The sequence below is a fragment of the Leptobacterium meishanense genome, assembly GCF_037645805.1.
Taxonomy (GTDB): Bacteria; Bacteroidota; Bacteroidia; order Flavobacteriales; family Flavobacteriaceae; genus Leptobacterium_A; species Leptobacterium_A meishanense.
This window is the reverse complement of the sequence record NZ_JBBEXE010000002.1, coordinates 141,724-158,777: the sequence shown is the minus strand read 5'-3', so window position 1 is coordinate 158,777 and position 17,054 is coordinate 141,724. Positions and strand designations below refer to the sequence as shown.

Annotated in this window: 19 protein-coding genes and 1 tRNA gene; 7 read left to right on the top strand and 13 right to left on the bottom strand. The window is 35.7% G+C overall.

Annotation, left to right across the window (positions count from 1 at the left end):
- Nucleotide 1 precedes the first annotated feature (1 nt).
- On the top strand, nt 2–1,357 hold the full coding sequence (locus WBG21_RS02860; protein ID WP_340074612.1) for a RagB/SusD family nutrient uptake outer membrane protein: 1,356 nt from the start codon (nt 2–4) through the stop codon (nt 1,355–1,357).
- A 176-nt stretch (nt 1,358–1,533) separates the two neighbouring features.
- Here WBG21_RS02860 and pyrF read toward each other — a convergent pair whose 3' ends face one another.
- The 11 genes from pyrF to WBG21_RS02805 form a co-directional block, all read right to left on the bottom strand.
- Nucleotides 1,534–2,355 (bottom strand): orotidine-5'-phosphate decarboxylase, encoded by an 822-nt coding sequence (gene pyrF, locus WBG21_RS02855; RefSeq protein ID WP_340074610.1) that lies wholly within the window; start codon nt 2,353–2,355, stop codon nt 1,534–1,536.
- 55 nt (nt 2,356–2,410) lie between these two features.
- Nucleotides 2,411–3,487 carry a peptide chain release factor 1 gene (gene prfA, locus WBG21_RS02850; protein WP_340074608.1) on the bottom strand — a complete coding sequence of 359 codons (1,077 nt, stop codon included), beginning with the start codon at nt 3,485–3,487 and terminating at the stop codon, nt 2,411–2,413.
- An 82-nt stretch (nt 3,488–3,569) separates the two neighbouring features.
- Nucleotides 3,570–4,745, bottom strand: coding sequence for an AIR synthase related protein (locus tag WBG21_RS02845; protein WP_340074606.1), 1,176 nt, complete (start codon nt 4,743–4,745; stop codon nt 3,570–3,572).
- A gap of 53 nt (nt 4,746–4,798) precedes the next feature.
- Nucleotides 4,799–5,287 carry a DUF3237 domain-containing protein gene (locus WBG21_RS02840; RefSeq protein WP_340074604.1) on the bottom strand — a complete coding sequence of 163 codons (489 nt, stop codon included), beginning with the start codon at nt 5,285–5,287 and terminating at the stop codon, nt 4,799–4,801.
- Nucleotide 5,288: 1 nt separating this feature from the next.
- Nucleotides 5,289–6,299: a hypothetical protein gene (locus WBG21_RS02835; RefSeq protein WP_340074602.1), complete on the bottom strand. Its 1,011-nt coding sequence runs from the start codon at nt 6,297–6,299 to the stop codon at nt 5,289–5,291.
- A 10-nt stretch (nt 6,300–6,309) separates the two neighbouring features.
- The gene (locus WBG21_RS02830; RefSeq protein ID WP_340074600.1) at nt 6,310–7,056 is read right to left on the bottom strand and encodes an alpha/beta hydrolase family protein; all 747 of its coding nucleotides are present in this window, start codon (nt 7,054–7,056) and stop codon (nt 6,310–6,312) included.
- 4 nt (nt 7,057–7,060) lie between these two features.
- Nucleotides 7,061–7,909 (bottom strand): alpha/beta hydrolase, encoded by an 849-nt coding sequence (locus WBG21_RS02825; protein WP_340074598.1) that lies wholly within the window; start codon nt 7,907–7,909, stop codon nt 7,061–7,063.
- Between the two features lie 85 nt (nt 7,910–7,994).
- The gene (locus WBG21_RS02820) at nt 7,995–8,417 is read right to left on the bottom strand and encodes a lysozyme inhibitor LprI family protein (RefSeq protein WP_340074596.1); all 423 of its coding nucleotides are present in this window, start codon (nt 8,415–8,417) and stop codon (nt 7,995–7,997) included.
- Nucleotides 8,418–8,495: 78 nt separating this feature from the next.
- Nucleotides 8,496–8,861 carry a hypothetical protein gene (locus tag WBG21_RS02815; RefSeq protein WP_340074594.1) on the bottom strand — a complete coding sequence of 122 codons (366 nt, stop codon included), beginning with the start codon at nt 8,859–8,861 and terminating at the stop codon, nt 8,496–8,498.
- A gap of 95 nt (nt 8,862–8,956) precedes the next feature.
- A complete protein-coding gene (locus WBG21_RS02810) occupies nt 8,957–11,143 on the bottom strand; it encodes a glutamine synthetase III family protein (RefSeq protein WP_340074592.1) in 2,187 nt (728 codons plus the stop codon).
- 273 nt (nt 11,144–11,416) lie between these two features.
- Complete coding sequence (locus WBG21_RS02805; protein WP_340074590.1) at nt 11,417–12,352, bottom strand: calcium/sodium antiporter; 936 nt, start codon at nt 12,350–12,352, stop codon at nt 11,417–11,419.
- 167 nt (nt 12,353–12,519) lie between these two features.
- Between WBG21_RS02805 and WBG21_RS02800 the strand changes: the two genes are divergently transcribed.
- The 4 genes from WBG21_RS02800 (at nt 12,520) to WBG21_RS02785 (ending at nt 15,556) form a co-directional block, all read left to right on the top strand.
- Nucleotides 12,520–13,305, top strand: coding sequence for a TlpA family protein disulfide reductase (locus WBG21_RS02800; protein WP_340074588.1), 786 nt, complete (start codon nt 12,520–12,522; stop codon nt 13,303–13,305).
- Nucleotides 13,306–13,416: 111 nt separating this feature from the next.
- The gene (locus tag WBG21_RS02795; RefSeq protein ID WP_340074586.1) at nt 13,417–13,779 is read left to right on the top strand and encodes a BlaI/MecI/CopY family transcriptional regulator; all 363 of its coding nucleotides are present in this window, start codon (nt 13,417–13,419) and stop codon (nt 13,777–13,779) included.
- Complete coding sequence (locus tag WBG21_RS02790; protein ID WP_340074584.1) at nt 13,779–15,317, top strand: M56 family metallopeptidase; 1,539 nt, start codon at nt 13,779–13,781, stop codon at nt 15,315–15,317. The genes WBG21_RS02795 and WBG21_RS02790 overlap by 1 nt, the downstream gene beginning before the upstream one ends.
- A gap of 86 nt (nt 15,318–15,403) precedes the next feature.
- Nucleotides 15,404–15,556, top strand: a complete 153-nt coding sequence (locus WBG21_RS02785) for an SsrA-binding protein (RefSeq protein ID WP_340074582.1) — start codon at nt 15,404–15,406, stop codon at nt 15,554–15,556.
- On the opposite strand, the gene WBG21_RS02780 is transcribed toward WBG21_RS02785, so the two are convergent.
- Together WBG21_RS02780 and WBG21_RS02775 are read right to left on the bottom strand one after the other, a co-directional pair.
- Nucleotides 15,553–16,065, bottom strand: a complete 513-nt coding sequence (locus WBG21_RS02780; RefSeq protein WP_340074580.1) for an adenine phosphoribosyltransferase — start codon at nt 16,063–16,065, stop codon at nt 15,553–15,555. The genes WBG21_RS02785 and WBG21_RS02780 overlap by 4 nt on opposite strands.
- Nucleotides 16,066–16,109: 44 nt before the next feature.
- Complete coding sequence (locus WBG21_RS02775) at nt 16,110–16,463, bottom strand: hypothetical protein (RefSeq protein WP_340074578.1); 354 nt, start codon at nt 16,461–16,463, stop codon at nt 16,110–16,112.
- A 121-nt stretch (nt 16,464–16,584) separates the two neighbouring features.
- Here WBG21_RS02775 and WBG21_RS02770 point away from each other — a divergent pair, with 121 nt between their 5' ends.
- Together WBG21_RS02770 and WBG21_RS02765 are read left to right on the top strand one after the other, a co-directional pair.
- Entirely contained in the window at nt 16,585–16,851 is a 267-nt protein-coding gene (locus tag WBG21_RS02770; RefSeq protein WP_340074576.1) for a hypothetical protein, read from the top strand.
- 92 nt (nt 16,852–16,943) lie between these two features.
- A tRNA-Arg gene (locus tag WBG21_RS02765) sits at nt 16,944–17,017 on the top strand.
- The last annotated feature ends 37 nt before the right edge of the window (nt 17,018–17,054 follow it).

Sequence of the window (17,054 nt, the reverse complement as noted above, 5' to 3'; positions counted from 1 at the left end):
TATGAAAACAATATATAGATATTCATCCTTTTTTCTATTTGCCACATTATTACTTATAGGGTGTGCAGATAATTTGGATATAGAGCCTGAACAGAGCTTATCTCCAGACGTAGCTACTTCAACGCCTGAAAATGTTCAGAGAATACTCATAGGGACATATGATGAAGCAGGACAAACTACTAATTATGGAGGGCGCATCAATTTGGCTTCAGAATTATTAGCCAATAGTGGTGATTTAGCATGGAGAGGGACTTTTGCCCAACCCTTTGAAATGAATTTTAAAGCTATTACAGTAAACAATACCTTTGTTGCATCTTATTGGACAGGGGGATATGAGATCATCAATCAAGCTAATATTGTATTGGCCAGTTTGAATGTATTTGAAGACCCATCTGAAAGCGACCGTGTTGAAGGGGAAGCTAAGTTTTTAAGAGGTTTAACATATTTTGATCTTGCTCGCTTATTTGGTCAAAACTATGTTCCAGGCCAACAAAACAATCAGTTAGCAGTACCATTAGTATTAGAAGCAGTAACTGATGCTTCTCAGATAACCTTCCCTTCAAGGAACACGGTAGAAGAAATTTATGCACAAGTTATTAGCGATTTAACGGATGCTATGAATTTATTGCCCTCAAGTAATGCAGAGTTCGCCGATAGTTTCTCAGCAGAGGCTTTGCTGGCCAGAGTTTATTTACAAATGGGTGATTATGCCAATGCGAGAGATGCCGCTAATAATGTAATTCAAAATAGCGGGCATACACTTGCAGGAAGTTTTGCAGGTGCGTTTAATAATGATTCAGATTCTGTTGAAGATCTTTTTGCCTGGCAAATTACCTCTCAGGATGGCACCAATAATATGAATACGTTTTGGGCAGGAAACGGTTTTGGTGGAAGAATTGGAAATCCAGATGTGGCTATTAATGCTTCTCATTTTAGTATCTATGATGACCCAAACAATGATGAAAGAGCTTCATTTTTCTATGTACCGGGTGGAACTGCAACTACAAAATGGATATCTCAATTTGCCAATATACCACATTTACGCCTCGCTGAAATGTATTTAATACGTGCCGAAAGTAATTTTAGGCTGGGAACAAACATTGGTGCGACTCCATTGGCAGACGTAAATACATTAAGAAACCGATCCGGAGCAACTGCATTAGGAACTGTAGTACTACAGGATATTATTGATGAAAGAAGACGGGAGCTGTCTTTTGAAGGTTTCGCGCTTCACGATATCAAACGCCTAGGGGAAAATGTAGGGGCTTTACCTCCTACCAGCGATGCACTAGTATTGCCTGTACCGCAACGGGAAAGGGATGCAAACCCAAATCTGGATCAAAATCCAGGATATTAAATAGATTAGTTAACTATTTGTTAATCAGTTATAAACAAATAAATTTATTTAATAAATTGCTAATGATAAATTAACCTTGTAAAGGATCGATTATCAGAAGTTTGCAGTGTTTAAGATTAAATAAAATAATTGAGTTAGCTAGTTAAACAATGCCGGTTTGTAAACCGGCATTGTTTTTATTGTTTTTCAGAAAGTAGTTTTTGCATTTGTTTTTGTAGGTCCTTAGCTTTTCCCTGTGCAGCTTCTGTATAGTCTTCTTGATTAGAAGCATAAATAATCCCTCTAGAAGAATTAACCAATAAACCAACTTGTTTATTTGCTCCGTATTGAAAAACGTCTTCTAAGTTGCCTCCTTGTGCACCTACTCCAGGCACCAATAGAAAACTGTCTGGTATTATTTTTCTTATCTCACTTAGATGTGCAACTTTAGTAGCTCCCACCACATACATTAAATTCTCATTATTCTTCCACTCTTTTGAAATTTCCAAAACTTCGGCATATAATTCTTTTCCTCCTATCATTTTTGTTTGAAAATCATAAGCCCCTTTATTAGAGGTTAAGGCTAATAAAATTGTGTGCTTGTCTTTAAACTCTAAAAATGGCTCTATAGAATCTTTTCCCATGTATGGAGCTACTGTAATGGAATCAAAATTAAGGTCTTCAAAAAAGGCTTTGGCATACATTGCACTTGTGTTCCCTATATCACCTCGTTTTGCGTCGGCAATGGTAAATATTTCAGGGTAATGGGTATTTAAATAATCTATTGTTTTTTTTAAAGAACCCCATCCTTTTACACCATGTGCTTCATAAAAAGCAATATTGGGTTTATAAGCTACCGTTAAATGGTGTGTGACATCAATAATCGCTTTGTTGAATGCAAAAATGGGGTCTTCTTCTTGCAATAAATGTTTGGGTATTTTATTTAGATCTACATCCAAGCCTATACACAAAAACGATTGTTTTTTTTGTATTTGATCTATGAGTTGTTTTGTAGTCATGAATGTATTTAGAGTTTAAAAGTTGAAAGCCTGTGAGTTTCTATATTTAGTTCAATTAAATAAGTTCATTGGCCTCTTTTAATTTTTCTGCATTTTCTGCCATTTTCAACTCTTCTATAATTTTATCTATGTCACCATTGATGATATTATCTAGATCGTATAATGTCAGACCAATTCTATGGTCTGTAACCCTACTTTGTGGATAATTATAAGTCCGTATTTTTGCACTCCTATCCCCTGATGAAACCATACTTTTACGTTTTGCAGCATCTGCTTCTTGTTTCTTGGCCAACTCTACTTCGTATAAGCGTGAACGTAATACACGAATAGCTTTTTCTAGGTTTTTATGCTGTGATTTTTCATCTTGACAACGTGCTTCGATGCCTGTTGGATTGTGTATCAGATGGATGGCCGAATAGGTTGTGTTTACACTTTGCCCTCCCGGCCCTGTAGAGGTGGTTCTAATTATTTTTACATCATTCATATCTAGATCAACATCAAATTCTTCTGCCTCAGGCAGTACCATTACAGTGGCTGCCGAAGTGTGTACCCTACCTTGGGTTTCCGTTTGTGGCACGCGTTGTACACGGTGTACCCCGGCTTCAAATTTGAGTGTTCCATAAACATCCTCACCGGTAACTTCAAAAATGACCTCTTTAAAGCCTCCGGAAGTACCTTCATTAAAGGAGATGGTAGCTGTTTTCCATCCTTTGCGTTCACAATATTTTGCATACATCCGGTATAAATCACCTGCAAAAATGCTTGCTTCATCTCCGCCGGTACCGGCACGAATTTCCATTACTGCATTTTTTGTGTCTTCCGGGTCTTTTGGGATGAGTAATATTTTTATTTCTTCTTCTAGTGGAGCAAGTGCTGCTTCGGCTTCTTCCATCTGCATTTTTGCCATTTCTACCATTTCAGCATCGTTGCCGTCAGCTAAAATTTCTTTAGCTTCCGCAATATTATCAGTAAGGGTTATGTATTCGGAACGTTTGTCGACTAATAGTTTTAAATCTTTATACTCCTTATTGAGCTGCACATATTGCTTTTGATCAGCAATGATATCGGGTTGTATGATGAGATCTGAAATCTCATCAAATCGTTGTTTTACTATATTTAACTTGTCTAGCATATGCTTCTTCCTGATTTCGTGCGCAAATTTACGATAATTTCCAAGGATTGTTTCTTTTATAAATCTACCTCTAAGAGGGAAGTTAGTATTCAAAAATACCATACTCACTTTTTATGGTAAGCTTTTTATGATCGGAAGCTTCTACCCTTCCTATAATTTGAGCGTCTACATTAAATTTCTTGGATATGTTTATGATATTTTCTGCTACTTCCTCATCCACATAAAGTTCCATTCGGTGCCCACAATTAAATACCTGGTACATTTCTTTCCAATTTGTTTTTGACTGTTCTTGAATCAACTTGAATAATGGAGGTATTTCAAAAAGGTTATCCTTTATTACATGGAGGTTGTCTATAAAATGAAGGATTTTTGTTTGTGCACCTCCACTACAATGTACCATTCCATGGATATCTTTTGAGTTATATTTTTCCAAAACTTTTTTAATGATGGGGGCGTAGGTTCTTGTTGGTGATAATACAAGTTTCCCTGCATCTATGGATGTATTTTTCACAGAGTCAGTAAGCTTCATACTTCCAGAATACACTAAATCTTCCGGAACAGCTGCATCATAACTTTCCGGATATGTATGGGCTAGATATTTTGAGAATACATCATGACGGGCAGAAGTAAGGCCATTACTGCCCATTCCTCCATTATATTCACTTTCATAAGTTGCCTGTCCAAAAGAAGCTAAACCAACAATGACATCGCCTGCTTTGATATTTGCATTATCAATTACGTCACTACGTTTCATTCTAGCAGTTACTGTTGAATCTACAATAATGGTTCTTACCAAATCACCTACATCAGCGGTTTCTCCTCCTGTAGAATAGATATTTACTCCATATGAACGAAGCTCTTCAATCAATTCTTCAGTTCCGTTGATAATAGCGGCAATAACTTCTCCCGGAATTAGGTTTTTATTCCTGCCTATGGTAGAGGAAAGCATAATGTTATCTGTTGCACCTACGCACAGCAAGTCATCAATATTCATAATAAGGGCATCTTGTGCTATCCCTTTCCATACAGAGAGATCACCAGTTTCCTTCCAGTACATATATGCCAAAGATGATTTTGTTCCGGCACCATCAGCATGCATAATGAGACAATGGGAATCGTCATTTGTTAAATAATCAGGAACTATTTTGCAAAAGGCGTTAGGGAATAATCCTTTGTCTATAGCTTTTATAGCGTTGTGAACATCTTCCTTAGATGCGGAAACACCGCGTTTGCCATATCGTTGACTAGACGAACTCATTTTTCATTTTTCATTGATGTGTAAAAATAAGAAGTTTTAACAGACTTTTGCTTTTATTTTATAGCATAGATTTTGTAAGCCACGCCCCCTTCTGTAAAACGGCCTTTACCAACTGCTACGGTATGATTGAGCCATGCATATTTTTCAACGCTGGTTTCAAACAATGGTAGTATCCGTACATAAAAACTATTGTCAGGGTTTTTATGGATGTAACCTGTATAGGTCATATAGATCAATGCGCCATCCTCTGTTTCAACTACTGCCTTTACATCTAGTTTTGATGTGTTTTCATCTAGTGAAAGCATCCAATCACCTCCATTTGGGAGTATTTTCCCTTTTATTTCAGGTCCTTCAAACGTCCCTCCTTTTATAGGATAAATTGTCCTAGTACCTTTAAGTGTTTTTCCAACAGGGATAGGGGTGTCAATAGCTATTTGAAGCTCAAAAAGAAATTCACTTTCAAGTTCTTGGGCGTATATAGGATGTTGTATATATATTAAACTTAAAGCTATAAGTATATAGTATATAATTTTTTTAGGCATATTATTTTTCTTTTAATTTTTGTATTCTCTCTATAAATTTATTTTTATCATCTATTTGGAACAATAAGATATCACATTCTTTTTTTATACCATATATTTTCGTGATCTTTTGCCTTTTAGAAAAATAAATGGCTATGTTATGAGGTTCCATATCTTTCAAAATGGCTAGCTTTTCAACTTTTAAATCCTTCTCTCGAATATCATTAGATAGTAGTTCTATTCTATCAATATCATCTATGTTAATCCGAGCATTCCCAAATAATCCATATTTGAGGTAAATTTGATCGGATGTAATCGATGAATATCTATGGTGTATTGCTTTTAAATGTCCTAATAATTGCAATGCTGCATAAATGCTAGTTCCTGTTAATATCCATGCAGCAATATTATTCCATTTCATTATTAAAATATGAAAGACATACGTTTCTATTCCTATAATAGATACGATTGCGAGAAATATTGCTGTAATGCCACTTTCTTTGTAGATGGTAAATTCATTTTCTTTTGGTTTTTTCTTTTTCCAGAGAAAAAGACCATAATAGATCATTGCAATCTCTGCAGTAGCTATTTCTGCAATTTTAGGATTTTTTAAAACCTCATTAGTACTGTTTTTTAAAGTTGTTAGAAAATCTGTATCTCCCTGTGCATTATGTTTATATGCTTTTATCCCTTTGTATACCTTATGAAGTATAATTAATATAACTAACAACTCTATAATTGGCAACAAATATGTTTTGATAATAGCTACGTGTTGTTGCTGTGATTCTGGTAATAGAAAAGTTGCAAGGATAAGCCCTAGTACAAATACAGGAACTACCGTAATTTTAGGGATTGGCTTTTTTCTGATAATCAAGAAGTATAGCAATGGAGCAGTAATAGTTAAGTCATATGTTATACCAATGGCAATATCTGGATGTGTTTTTATAAGTGGGCTTATTGCCAATCCTATAGCTGTTATTATAACCAAGAATGGAAGCGTATATACTAATGCCCTGTATTTTACTGTTTCCATAATATAATTTTTATTTTAGCGTATTTTCAAACCAATATACGATAGCTTCTTGTAATCTTTTTTCTTTTCTTAAAATAAACGATCCGTGTTTATCTCCGGAGGCTATCTCTACTTTTCTCTCTCCTTTTGTTTTTCCATACAATTCATTGGACCATTCTTTCCTAAGTCCATTTTGCTCTTCTTTTGAAGCGATATAAAACACATTTTTAGGTACAATAGGCTCCTTTTGACCACTAAGGTTTTGAGCTGCTGAGGTTTTTGCAGATAATGATACCGCTGATTTTATAGCATACTCCCTAGACGAAGCTGCCACACAAGCTAAATTCCCCCCTATAGAGGCTCCAATAATCCCTATCCGTTCAACATCAATATGTTTATCTTTTTTTAAAAACTCAATAGCAGCTAACAGATCGAGTGGAGCTCTATTCGGATTGTTAAACAAATCGTATATATCGCCTGTATCTTTAGCTGATTTTCCATGCTGGCGGAGGTCAATTGCTAGTAGCGCATAGCCTGCTGCTTTCAAATCGTTCCATAAAGGCAAGTCTAACCATTCTTCTCTGGAAGAGCCTCCTTGATGTATCAAAATAATTGCCGGAATTGTACTTTTATTGATCTCAGGATATTCATATGTGGCACTTATTTTTATGCTGTCTTTTGTATAAAAAGCAATTTCTTTTATAGGATTAAAGGCATACATGTCTATACAACCCCATAAACATGCAACAATTATAAATATAGTTATACTTTTTTTCATAATATCATTTATGATTTGACCCCATCCACTCCAAGATATCTTTTTCAAATAGCTTGTCTTCTTCATGAAATGCCCAGTGGGAACTATTTTCATAAATCTTATACGTCAGGTTAGGTATTTTTGACAATTGGTCATCCCACACCGAATAATGAACTAAATAATCATGTTTCCCCAAAGCTAGATAAACAGGAGGTTCAATGAGGTTTCCTTCACTAATATCATAATCAACTGTCAGCTTACTAAAAATATGGTTCCATACCTCCATATTCCAGTAGGTGTTCTTAAAAAGTTTTGTCGCATCAAAGTTATAATCATGCCATATCATAGGACCATCTAATATATATACTTGCTTTCCATCTTCACTTGTGCCGCTTTTTACGAATGAATCACGAGATGCTCCTTTCCAATTTTTCAACCATGCTTCTTTTCTCGTTTCAGATGCAAATTCATTCCATTTTGCAGTACTTATACCAATTAAATCAGCATTCATATATGGTGGGGTTCCATTCATAATGACATGTGAAGTATGCTCCGGATACTTTCTGGCATATTCCAGGGCTATTAAACCGGATATAGACTGCCCAAAAACAAAGACCTTTTCAACTCCAACTTTTCGGCGGACTTCTTCTACATCTTCCACAAACGTATCAAAAGACATCTTGGTAACATCCCCGGGGTTTTTTATATTCATTTTCGCATTTACATATATGAATTTGAAGTGTTTTTTTAAGCTTTCAGGCATTGCGTTGGATACGACTTCTCCTTCAGTTACTACAATACAGGGGTATCCTTCTCCTTCCATAAAATAATTAACACCATTATCCAATGTTGTATAAGAAATACCATTTTTCATCTTTATTTCATTCTTTTTCTTGTTGCATGCTATTATTGAACATACTATCAAAACAATTGTTATAATTATTGAATTTCGCATTTTTTTATTCATCAAGTACCGCTTCATAATCATTTTTGAGTTGTACCGCTCTCGCTTTTAATAGTTCTTTCTTTTTTGTAATTAAAGCAAGTCGCATTAAGGTTCCTCCTTCATACAACTCATTGTAATACATGCCATAAAAAGCCAGTTCTTCTTTAAAATAAGCCTCCCATTGTTTTTGTGTGTCATTTAATATTTTTTGACCCGTTGCTGATAGTTCATCCGACAACAACTTATGATACGCATACAACGCTTGTTCCCATGCTTCAACTGCAACAGTTTCACAAGCTATGGCTGCTTGCGTAGTGGGAATACTGTTTTCATGGCATTTTTGATTTTGAATGTCAATAGCATGTAGTTGTACTTCTTGAGAAACAACAGTTTGAAGGGTTGAAAAGCAAAACAAAAAGAATAAAGGGCATTTCATACCTGAAGTGTATTTTCTATCGTGGCTGCAAGATACAAAAGTAACCTTATTTGATGCTATCCGTCTCCGGAAAAGAGATCACTTTTTAATAGCTCTGAGAATGTTTAAGTTTTTAATAAGCTTCGCCTTTCCTTTTTCCCAGGAAGGCTTCCATTCAGGTTGGGAATTGGCAATTATTTCTACAATCAGGTCAAAGCCTTCGGTACCAATTGAAAAATCCTCTACAATATCCATAATCTGTATGCTGGCTATCATTTTATCAGAGCCTGTTTCGTCTGTTCGCAATAACCGTATAAATTCCACCTCAAATTGATACTCCTCATATTTTGCCAAAAACCTAGTATCAACTTCTACGCATTCCCATATAAGTATGCCTTCTGAAGTTAAACTACTAATTTCATAGAGTATGGATAGTTTTACCTTATGTAAAGATTCATTTTTCATAATTCTCAATAAATATCTGTCAACATTTAAACAAAATAATAAAAAATCCCGTCAAAATATGAACGGGATTTTTAAAAGGGTATAAATTCATACTATTATCTTGTAAACAGTAACTCCCTGTATTTCGTTAATGGCCATAGCGCATCGTCCACTAAAAGTTCCAATTTGTCGCAATGGTAACGTATTTCCTCAAAATACGGCTTTACTGTATTGCAGTAGGCTTCTGCCTTTAGTTGCGCACCCTCTATAGTATTGGCTTTTTTACGGGCTTCTACCATAGCATTCACGTTAGAATTAATTTCTGCAATATGATTAGATACTTCTTCTATTAAATCCAACTGTTCGGAGGCTAATTTTTTAAAATCGTTTCCATAAACTTCTTTTAACCCACGTACATTTTCAATTAGTGTGTTCTGGTAACGCACCGCTGTCGGGATTACATGGTTCTTAGCAATATCGCCCAACACCCTTCCTTCTATTTGCAGACGCATCGTGTATTCTTCCAGTTCAATTTCATGCCGGGCTTCCACTTCTATTTTACTCATCACATCCAGCTCCTCAAAAAGTGAAATGGCTTTTTTACTTACCATTGCTTTTAGTGCTTCCGGAGTAGTTTTGTTATTGCTCAGCCCTCTTTTAGCAGCTTCTTTCTCCCATGCTTGGCTGTAACCGTCCCCTTCAAACCGGATTTTTTTAGAGGCTTTAATATATTCCCGAAGCACATTGAAGATCGCTTCGTCTTTCTTAAGGTCTTTTTTAGCAATTAAAGCATCTACTTCTACCTTAAACGCCCTAAGTTGCTTGGCTACAATAGCATTTAGTACCGCCATGGGCTTGGCACAATTGGCTTTAGAGCCTACCGCCCTAAATTCAAATTTGTTGCCCGTAAATGCGAAAGGGGATGTCCGGTTACGATCAGTATTGTCCAATAACACATCCGGTATCTTACCCACTACATTTAATTTAAGGTCTGTTTTTTCTTCCGGTGACAGTTTCCCTTTGGAAACATTTTCAAGGCCATCCAAGACTTTTGTCAACTGTGCCCCTATAAATACTGAAATGATGGCCGGCGGTGCTTCATTTGCCCCCAACCGGTGATCATTACTTGCCGAAGCAATGGAAGCCCGAAGCAATTCCTCATAATCCTGTACCGCTTTAATAGTGTTGATGAAGAAAGTTAAAAACTGTAAGTTTTTCATCGGCGTGCTTCCGGGCCCTAAAAGGTTGATACCCGTATTGGTTGCCAACGACCAGTTATTGTGCTTTCCAGAACCATTAATCCCCGCAAATGGTTTTTCATGAAAAAGGATTTTGAAATTATGGCGGTCTGCTACTTTCTCCATCACATCCATAATTAAGGAGTTGTGGTCTACTGCAAGGTTTGCTTCTTCAAAAATAGGTGCCAACTCAAACTGGTTGGGTGCTACTTCATTGTGCCGTGTTTTTACAGGAATACCTAATTTCATACATTCCTGCTCCAAATCGCGCATAAAACTCATTACCCTGCTCGGTATCGATCCAAAATAATGGTCGTCCAATTGTTGGCCTTTTGCCGGGGAATGCCCTAAAAGCGCGCGCCCTGCTAATAATATATCCGGACGGGAATACGCCAGTGCTTTATCTATTAAAAAATATTCTTGCTCCCATCCCAGTGTTGCGTTTACTTTGGTTACGTTTTTATCAAAATACTTGGCTACTGCCGTAGCTGCTTGGTCTACTGCTTGTAACGACCGCAACAAGGGTGTTTTATTGTCCAATGCTTCTCCTGTGTAGGATACAAATACGGTAGGGATACATAACGTGGTACCATATATAAAAGCCGGAGAAGTTGGGTCCCATGCCGTATAGCCTCTTGCTTCAAAAGTGTTCCGGATACCACCGCTTGGAAAACTTGACGCATCGGGTTCTTGTTGTACTAGTTGGCTTCCATCAAACTTTTCCATGGCCAACCCCCCTCCAATAGGTTCAAAAAAAGCATCATGCTTTTCTGCCGTAGCCCCTGTTAAAGGTTGAAACCAATGTGTGTAATGAGTTGCATCTTTAGACAATGCCCAATCTTTCATAGCAGCAGCTATCTGATCGGCGATTTTCCTATCTATCTTAGTACCAAACTCAATAGCATTCTGTACACTTTTAAAAGCTTCTTTGGTCATGAATTGGCGCATAGAAGTTTCATTGAACACATTTTCTCCAAAAAGTTCTGAACGTTTTTTTGGTTCTTCAATAACTAATGGTTTTCGGTTGAAGGTTTCTTGAATTGCAGAAGATCTAATTGTAGCCATAATTTTTTGATGTGATTTATTTTATGCAAATATAAAAATTATACTATCAAAAAATACATAAAAATAAATTTACCCTTATTTTTTTAGGGGGTCTAAATCATAAATACGAGTTTATAAGACTTAATACCCTGCTTTTTTACATATTAAAATAAAAATATCTTATTTTTAAGATATGGTTTATAAAAATTCAATTTTTGTAGAAATACGGTTTTTGTTTGGATTTATACTATTCACAGGCTAAAAAACAACTAGCAACGGGTAACTGCTTTTACTTTATATTACAGTTAAGTAGATGAAGACAATATAGGTAGTCAGCAATACAATACCATCCCTCCAACCCAATCGAAGCCCCCGGGGAAGAAACACTAACGGGAAAATAACGAAGGATATCCCCAGCATCCAAAAAATGTCATTGGTAAGCAATCCCTGGTCTTTAATGGGGATGGGTGTAATCATAGAAGTAATTCCCAATACTGCTAATATATTGAATACGTTGGAACCTATTAAGTTCCCTAAAGAAATGGCTTTTTCCTTTTTGAGCACTGCAATAACAGATGCTGCCAATTCCGGAATACTGGTCCCTATAGATACTACTGTAATGGCAATGACCCGTTCGCTAACGCCAAATAGCGTTGCCATGCCAACAGCCCCTTTAATAAGCAATTCAGAACCACCCCATAAAGCTATGCCCCCTAAAAGGAGGAACAATACAATTTTGTACAACGGCAAAGGGATATCATCTTCTGCCAAATCATCGGTAACAGCAAGTTTCTGAAAGCGCAAAAGGTAGATCAAAAAAATCAACAAAAAAGAAAATAGGATGATACCTTCATAGCGCTCCAACAATCCATCAAAAGCAATAAATATATATAACAACGCTGAAGCTATCATCATTACCGGCCAATCGGTTTTATAAAAGCTACGCTCTACATTAATGCTTGATAGTATAATGGTAATAGCCAGTACTAAGGCCAAGTTAGCAATATTAGACCCCACTACATTGCCCATTGCAATATCCGGAAACCCATCTAGTGCCGATTTCACACTGACGATCAATTCTGGGGCAGACGTGGCAAAAGAAACCACCGTCATCCCTATCACAATTTTGGGGATTTCTAGCTTCAATGAAAGGGCTACAGCAGCTTTTAACAGCCAATTACCTCCCATTATTAAAAGTACTAACCCTAAAACAACAAAAACACTGTTCATTGTACTACAATTGTTGCGAAGATAGCAGAAGATTTAGGATATGAAAAGCATTCGACAGGTTTTTAGGGGTTCTTTAAAAACTAAAAATTTCGTTAAAAAACTATTTTTTTAGTTGTATAACTATTTTTTTAGTTTATCTTTGGATTTAATTTGATAATTAAATCCCTATGAAAAAAATATTTATTCTATTGCTTATACTTGTTTCATATTCGTCGTTTGCGCAAAAGGTAACTGCCAAAAAACCTCAACATGTAACTATTATTAATAACGAAATCGTCTCCAAAGAAACTGTTGAGAAATATGCCAAAGAAGGATATATAAAAGCTGTACATATGGGAGTAACTGATAAAGTTTGGGATGAATTGGCAAAAAAACATGGTGATAAAATTGGAGATAAAGAATTCATTGTCATAGTTTCTCTACTTTCAGAAGATGAACGGCTAGAAAATTTAAAAAATCCAAGCACTGTCAAGACACTATCCATAGAAGAAAGAACTAGAAATGAGTTTAAACTAAAAATAAATGACCTTGCAAAAGATTTCAATGTACAGATGATAGATGGAAAGAATATTAAACTCTCAGATTTAAAAGGGAAAGTTGTCCTTTTGAATTTCTGGGCTACTTGGTGTGCTCCTTGTCTAATGGAATTTTATGATATTCCAGATAAAATCCTTGAACCCTTTAAAAATTATGAGTTTGTTTTTATACCTGTTTCCATAGGAGAAAACAAAGAAAAAGTGTTACAAAAAATGCTAAAACTAAAAAAGGACGGAATTGACTTTAATGTAGCTATCGATCCAAACAGAAAAGTATGGAGTCAATATGCAACTGGAACTATCCCTAAAAACTTTTTGATTGACCAAAATGGTATTATCAAATTCACTTCAGCCGGAAACACAGAGGATAGTATAGATAAAATAGCGGTTGAAATTGAAAAGCTTTTAAGTAAATAGTGTTCAGTGGATTATTCTGTTCTTAATATACCTGAAATACTAAACAATTGTTAATCATTCGATTATGTGATATAAAAACATTATATATTGTCCAATTAAAGACATATCAGTATGCAAAAACTCACAAACAAAGAAGAAGAAATAATGAAAGTATTGTGGAAGCTAGAAAAAGCTTTTGTAAAAGAAGTTGTAGCTGAATTTAAAGAAGCGCAACCGCATTACAACACACTTTCTACCATTATCCGTAACCTAGAAGAAAAGGGCTATGTAGCCCATGAAGCTTTTGGGAATTCACATCGCTATTACCCTATCGTGAGCAAAGAGGCATATCGGAAAAAGTTTATCAACGGTGCTATTGAAGATTATTTCAATAATTCATATAAAAACCTCGTTTCCTTTTTTGCCAACGAGAAAAAGATCAGCGTAGAAGAACTTCAGGAAATTATTAAACTCATTGAAAAAAACAACGCTTAATGGAACCTTTTTTTATTTACTTTATAAAGTCTGCAACTGTTTTGACTGTTTTTCATGCTTGTTACTATTTCTTTCTCCGAAAAGAAACATTTTTCACAAGTAACAGGCTATTTATGCTTGGTGGCATCTTAGTAGCACTCTTGTTGCCCTTTTGGGTGATTAAAAAAGTAGTTATAATAGACACCCTGCTTCCATTAACGGCTGTACCAACAACAGGCAGTACAGAAAGCACCGTTGTAACACCTTTTATTAATTGGCCGCAAACACTATTCTATATATATCTTATGGGTATGGGTATTTTTGCTGCCCGGTTCACAATGCAACTTATCTCTCTATTCCGTTTGATCCATAAAAACAAAATAGTAAAAAGAGATGGGTTTCATTTAATTGCTGCTACCGATGTTACAACTCCTTTTTCATTTTTTAAATACATTGTATATAATCCTGAAGCATACACTAAAGCAGAACTCGATATTATTATTGCACATGAAAAAGTACATGCCCGGCAATGGCACTCTATTGATATGGTTTTAAGTCATTTGTTGTGCATTTTCCAATGGATAAACCCTTTGGCATGGAGCTACAAAAACAGTATTGCCCAAAACCTTGAGTATTTAGCCGACAAGGAAACACAAGAAAATATGGTTTCCCGTAAAGCATATCAATATCTAATGCTCAAGACTACTGTTGGCAATCATCAACTGTCTATTACAAATACATTTTTTAATTCATTAATCAAAAAACGAATCGTTATGTTAAACACACACAAATCTCAACAAAGAAAGGCATGGAAATATGCTATTGCACTACCGCTACTCGCCTTATTTATGCTTACTGCTAACACTAAAACTGTTGCTCAAGTAAAAAAAATAAAGATGGTAGAAGCTAAAGAAGGCCGTACGGTTATAGAAGTCATTTTAGACAAGGACACTTCGGATGAAGAACTAAAAAAAGAGACTGAAAATTTTAAAAAAGAAGGTCTTTCGCTTACTTTCTCTAAAGTAAAAAGGAATAAGGATAATGAAATCACCTCTATAAATGTTGAATTGAAAAGCACAGGAGGTTATGTAAGCAACTACTCTATTAGCAATTCAGAACCCATAGAGCCTTTTATGGTACATGCTGCATTTGATGAAAAAGGAAATGGCAAAGGATATGTAGCTACTGTAGGTTATGGAGGTACTAAACATGTAGTTGTAGAGGAAATCCATGAAATGGAACCCGGAGATAAAAAAGGTAAAAAAGTAGAAAAGAAAGTCTATGAATATACAACATCTGATGAAGAAGTAAATGAGGAAAAACATATAAAGGTTAGTGTTAATGATACGAATGGTGTAAATGTGGTATTCTCTGGAGATACAGATGGCAACCCATTGATTATAATCGACGGGAAAGAAGCTTCTGAAGCAGCCATGAAAAAATTAAAGTCTAATCAAATAGAAACCGTAAATGTAAGGAACGATCCAAAATATGTAAAAAAGTATGGTGAAAAAGCCAAAGATGGCGTTATAGAGATTACTTTGAAGAAAGAGCAGTAGTAAAAAAAGCCTCACGGGTTTTAAAAAAACCTGTGGGGTTTAAGTTTTTGTTTTTTTTAAAATACCTTTGCAGCAAACTAAAAATAGTGAAAAAGGTATTTTTTAAATTTTTGGCAAAGGTTAACAAAGTCCTTCTACCCTCTTTTTCTAAAAGAAGGCTTGATCTTGCCAAAGCTTCCAAATGGCAACTAGCTATCATCGGATGGCGGTGGTATGTTACAAAAAATATATTGGATTAGTACGTCAACAACGATTTTGCCTCTATGCCTTCTAATTGATTTCTTCCGTTTAAAGCAACCAGTTCTATTAAAAAATTGCATTGTACAATTTCGCCACCTAACCGCTCTACTAATTTGCATGTAGCTTTGGCCGTTCCTCCGGTGGCAAGCACATCATCATGGATCAATATTTTATCACCGGGACTGATAGCATCTGCATGGATTTCCAACGTATCGGTACCATATTCCAGTGCATAGGTTTCCTGAATGGTCTTTGAAGGTAGTTTGTTAGGTTTCCGAACCGGTACAAAACCGGCATTTAACTCCTGCGCCATTAAAGTTGCAAAGAAAAAACCACGTGTTTCCATGCCCACTACTTTATCCACTTGTTTATTCCCTACTAAGTTAAGCAATGAAATTGTAGTGTATTTAAACGCTAACGGGTTTTTTAATAGTGGTGTAATGTCTTTAAATACAATTCCTTGCTTGGGAAAGTCTTGTATATCTCTGATGTAATTCTCAATATTCATATTGCAAATTAACACTTTTGACGAAACGCCAAAAATGTGAAGTCTTATTCTTCTGCAAGGCGGGCGTCTATAATTTCCTTGATCCGTTCAACTATTTTCGGGTGGTCTAAATAGAGTAGTAACGTTTTTTCAAAAGTATCCGGTGTATGGTAAATAGCACTTGCTTCTTGTACCATATTGCGTGTATAGAGCATATCGCCTTCCCCTTTTAAAAGCCATATAGGATTGAGTTCCGGATATGCATCTATAATACGTTCCAGCACATCCCCTCCCACAGAAGCATTCGTTTTTATCTGACGGCTCATGTAGCCTTTACTCATGCCAATAGACTCGTCAAAACGACGCATACTGATATTTCTATGATCAATGAATAGCTTAATTCTGTCAACTATTTTCATAAAAAGTCGAAATAAATCGATGAAAATCTTTATTTTATCGATTATAATTTATATATTTGCCTTGTAATTATCTCGCAATTTAGTAATTAAAATATAATCTGTTAACGTATTTTCTTAAAAAATGATTACACCTGAACAAAAAACTGAATTAAAGAAGCTTTTAAAGGGCGATTATATAGCCGATGTAAAACAAATTCTCCAAGAAAACAACGTACTTACCAAAAAAGGAGTGCCCTATAGTGATAAAATGATAAGCCATGTGTTTAATGGCCGGTACCACAACCCCAAGATTGAATCGGCGATTATGCAGGTCTATATAGAACGAAAACAAATCCACGATGAAGATCAGCAGTTTAAAAACAAAATTTTAGGATTGCAGCACCTATAAAAAACACAAGGCTGGTTTCAACTATCTTCTTTCTAAAATGTTGCAAAAAGGTGTAAAATAAGATATATTTGCACCCGAAAATACCAACACATGGCCTCGTGGCGCAACTGAATAGCGCATCTGATTACGGCTCAGAAGGTTGCAGGTTTGAATCCTGCCGAGGTCACAAAAGAAAGAAATCTCAAAAATAATAGGGTTTTGTC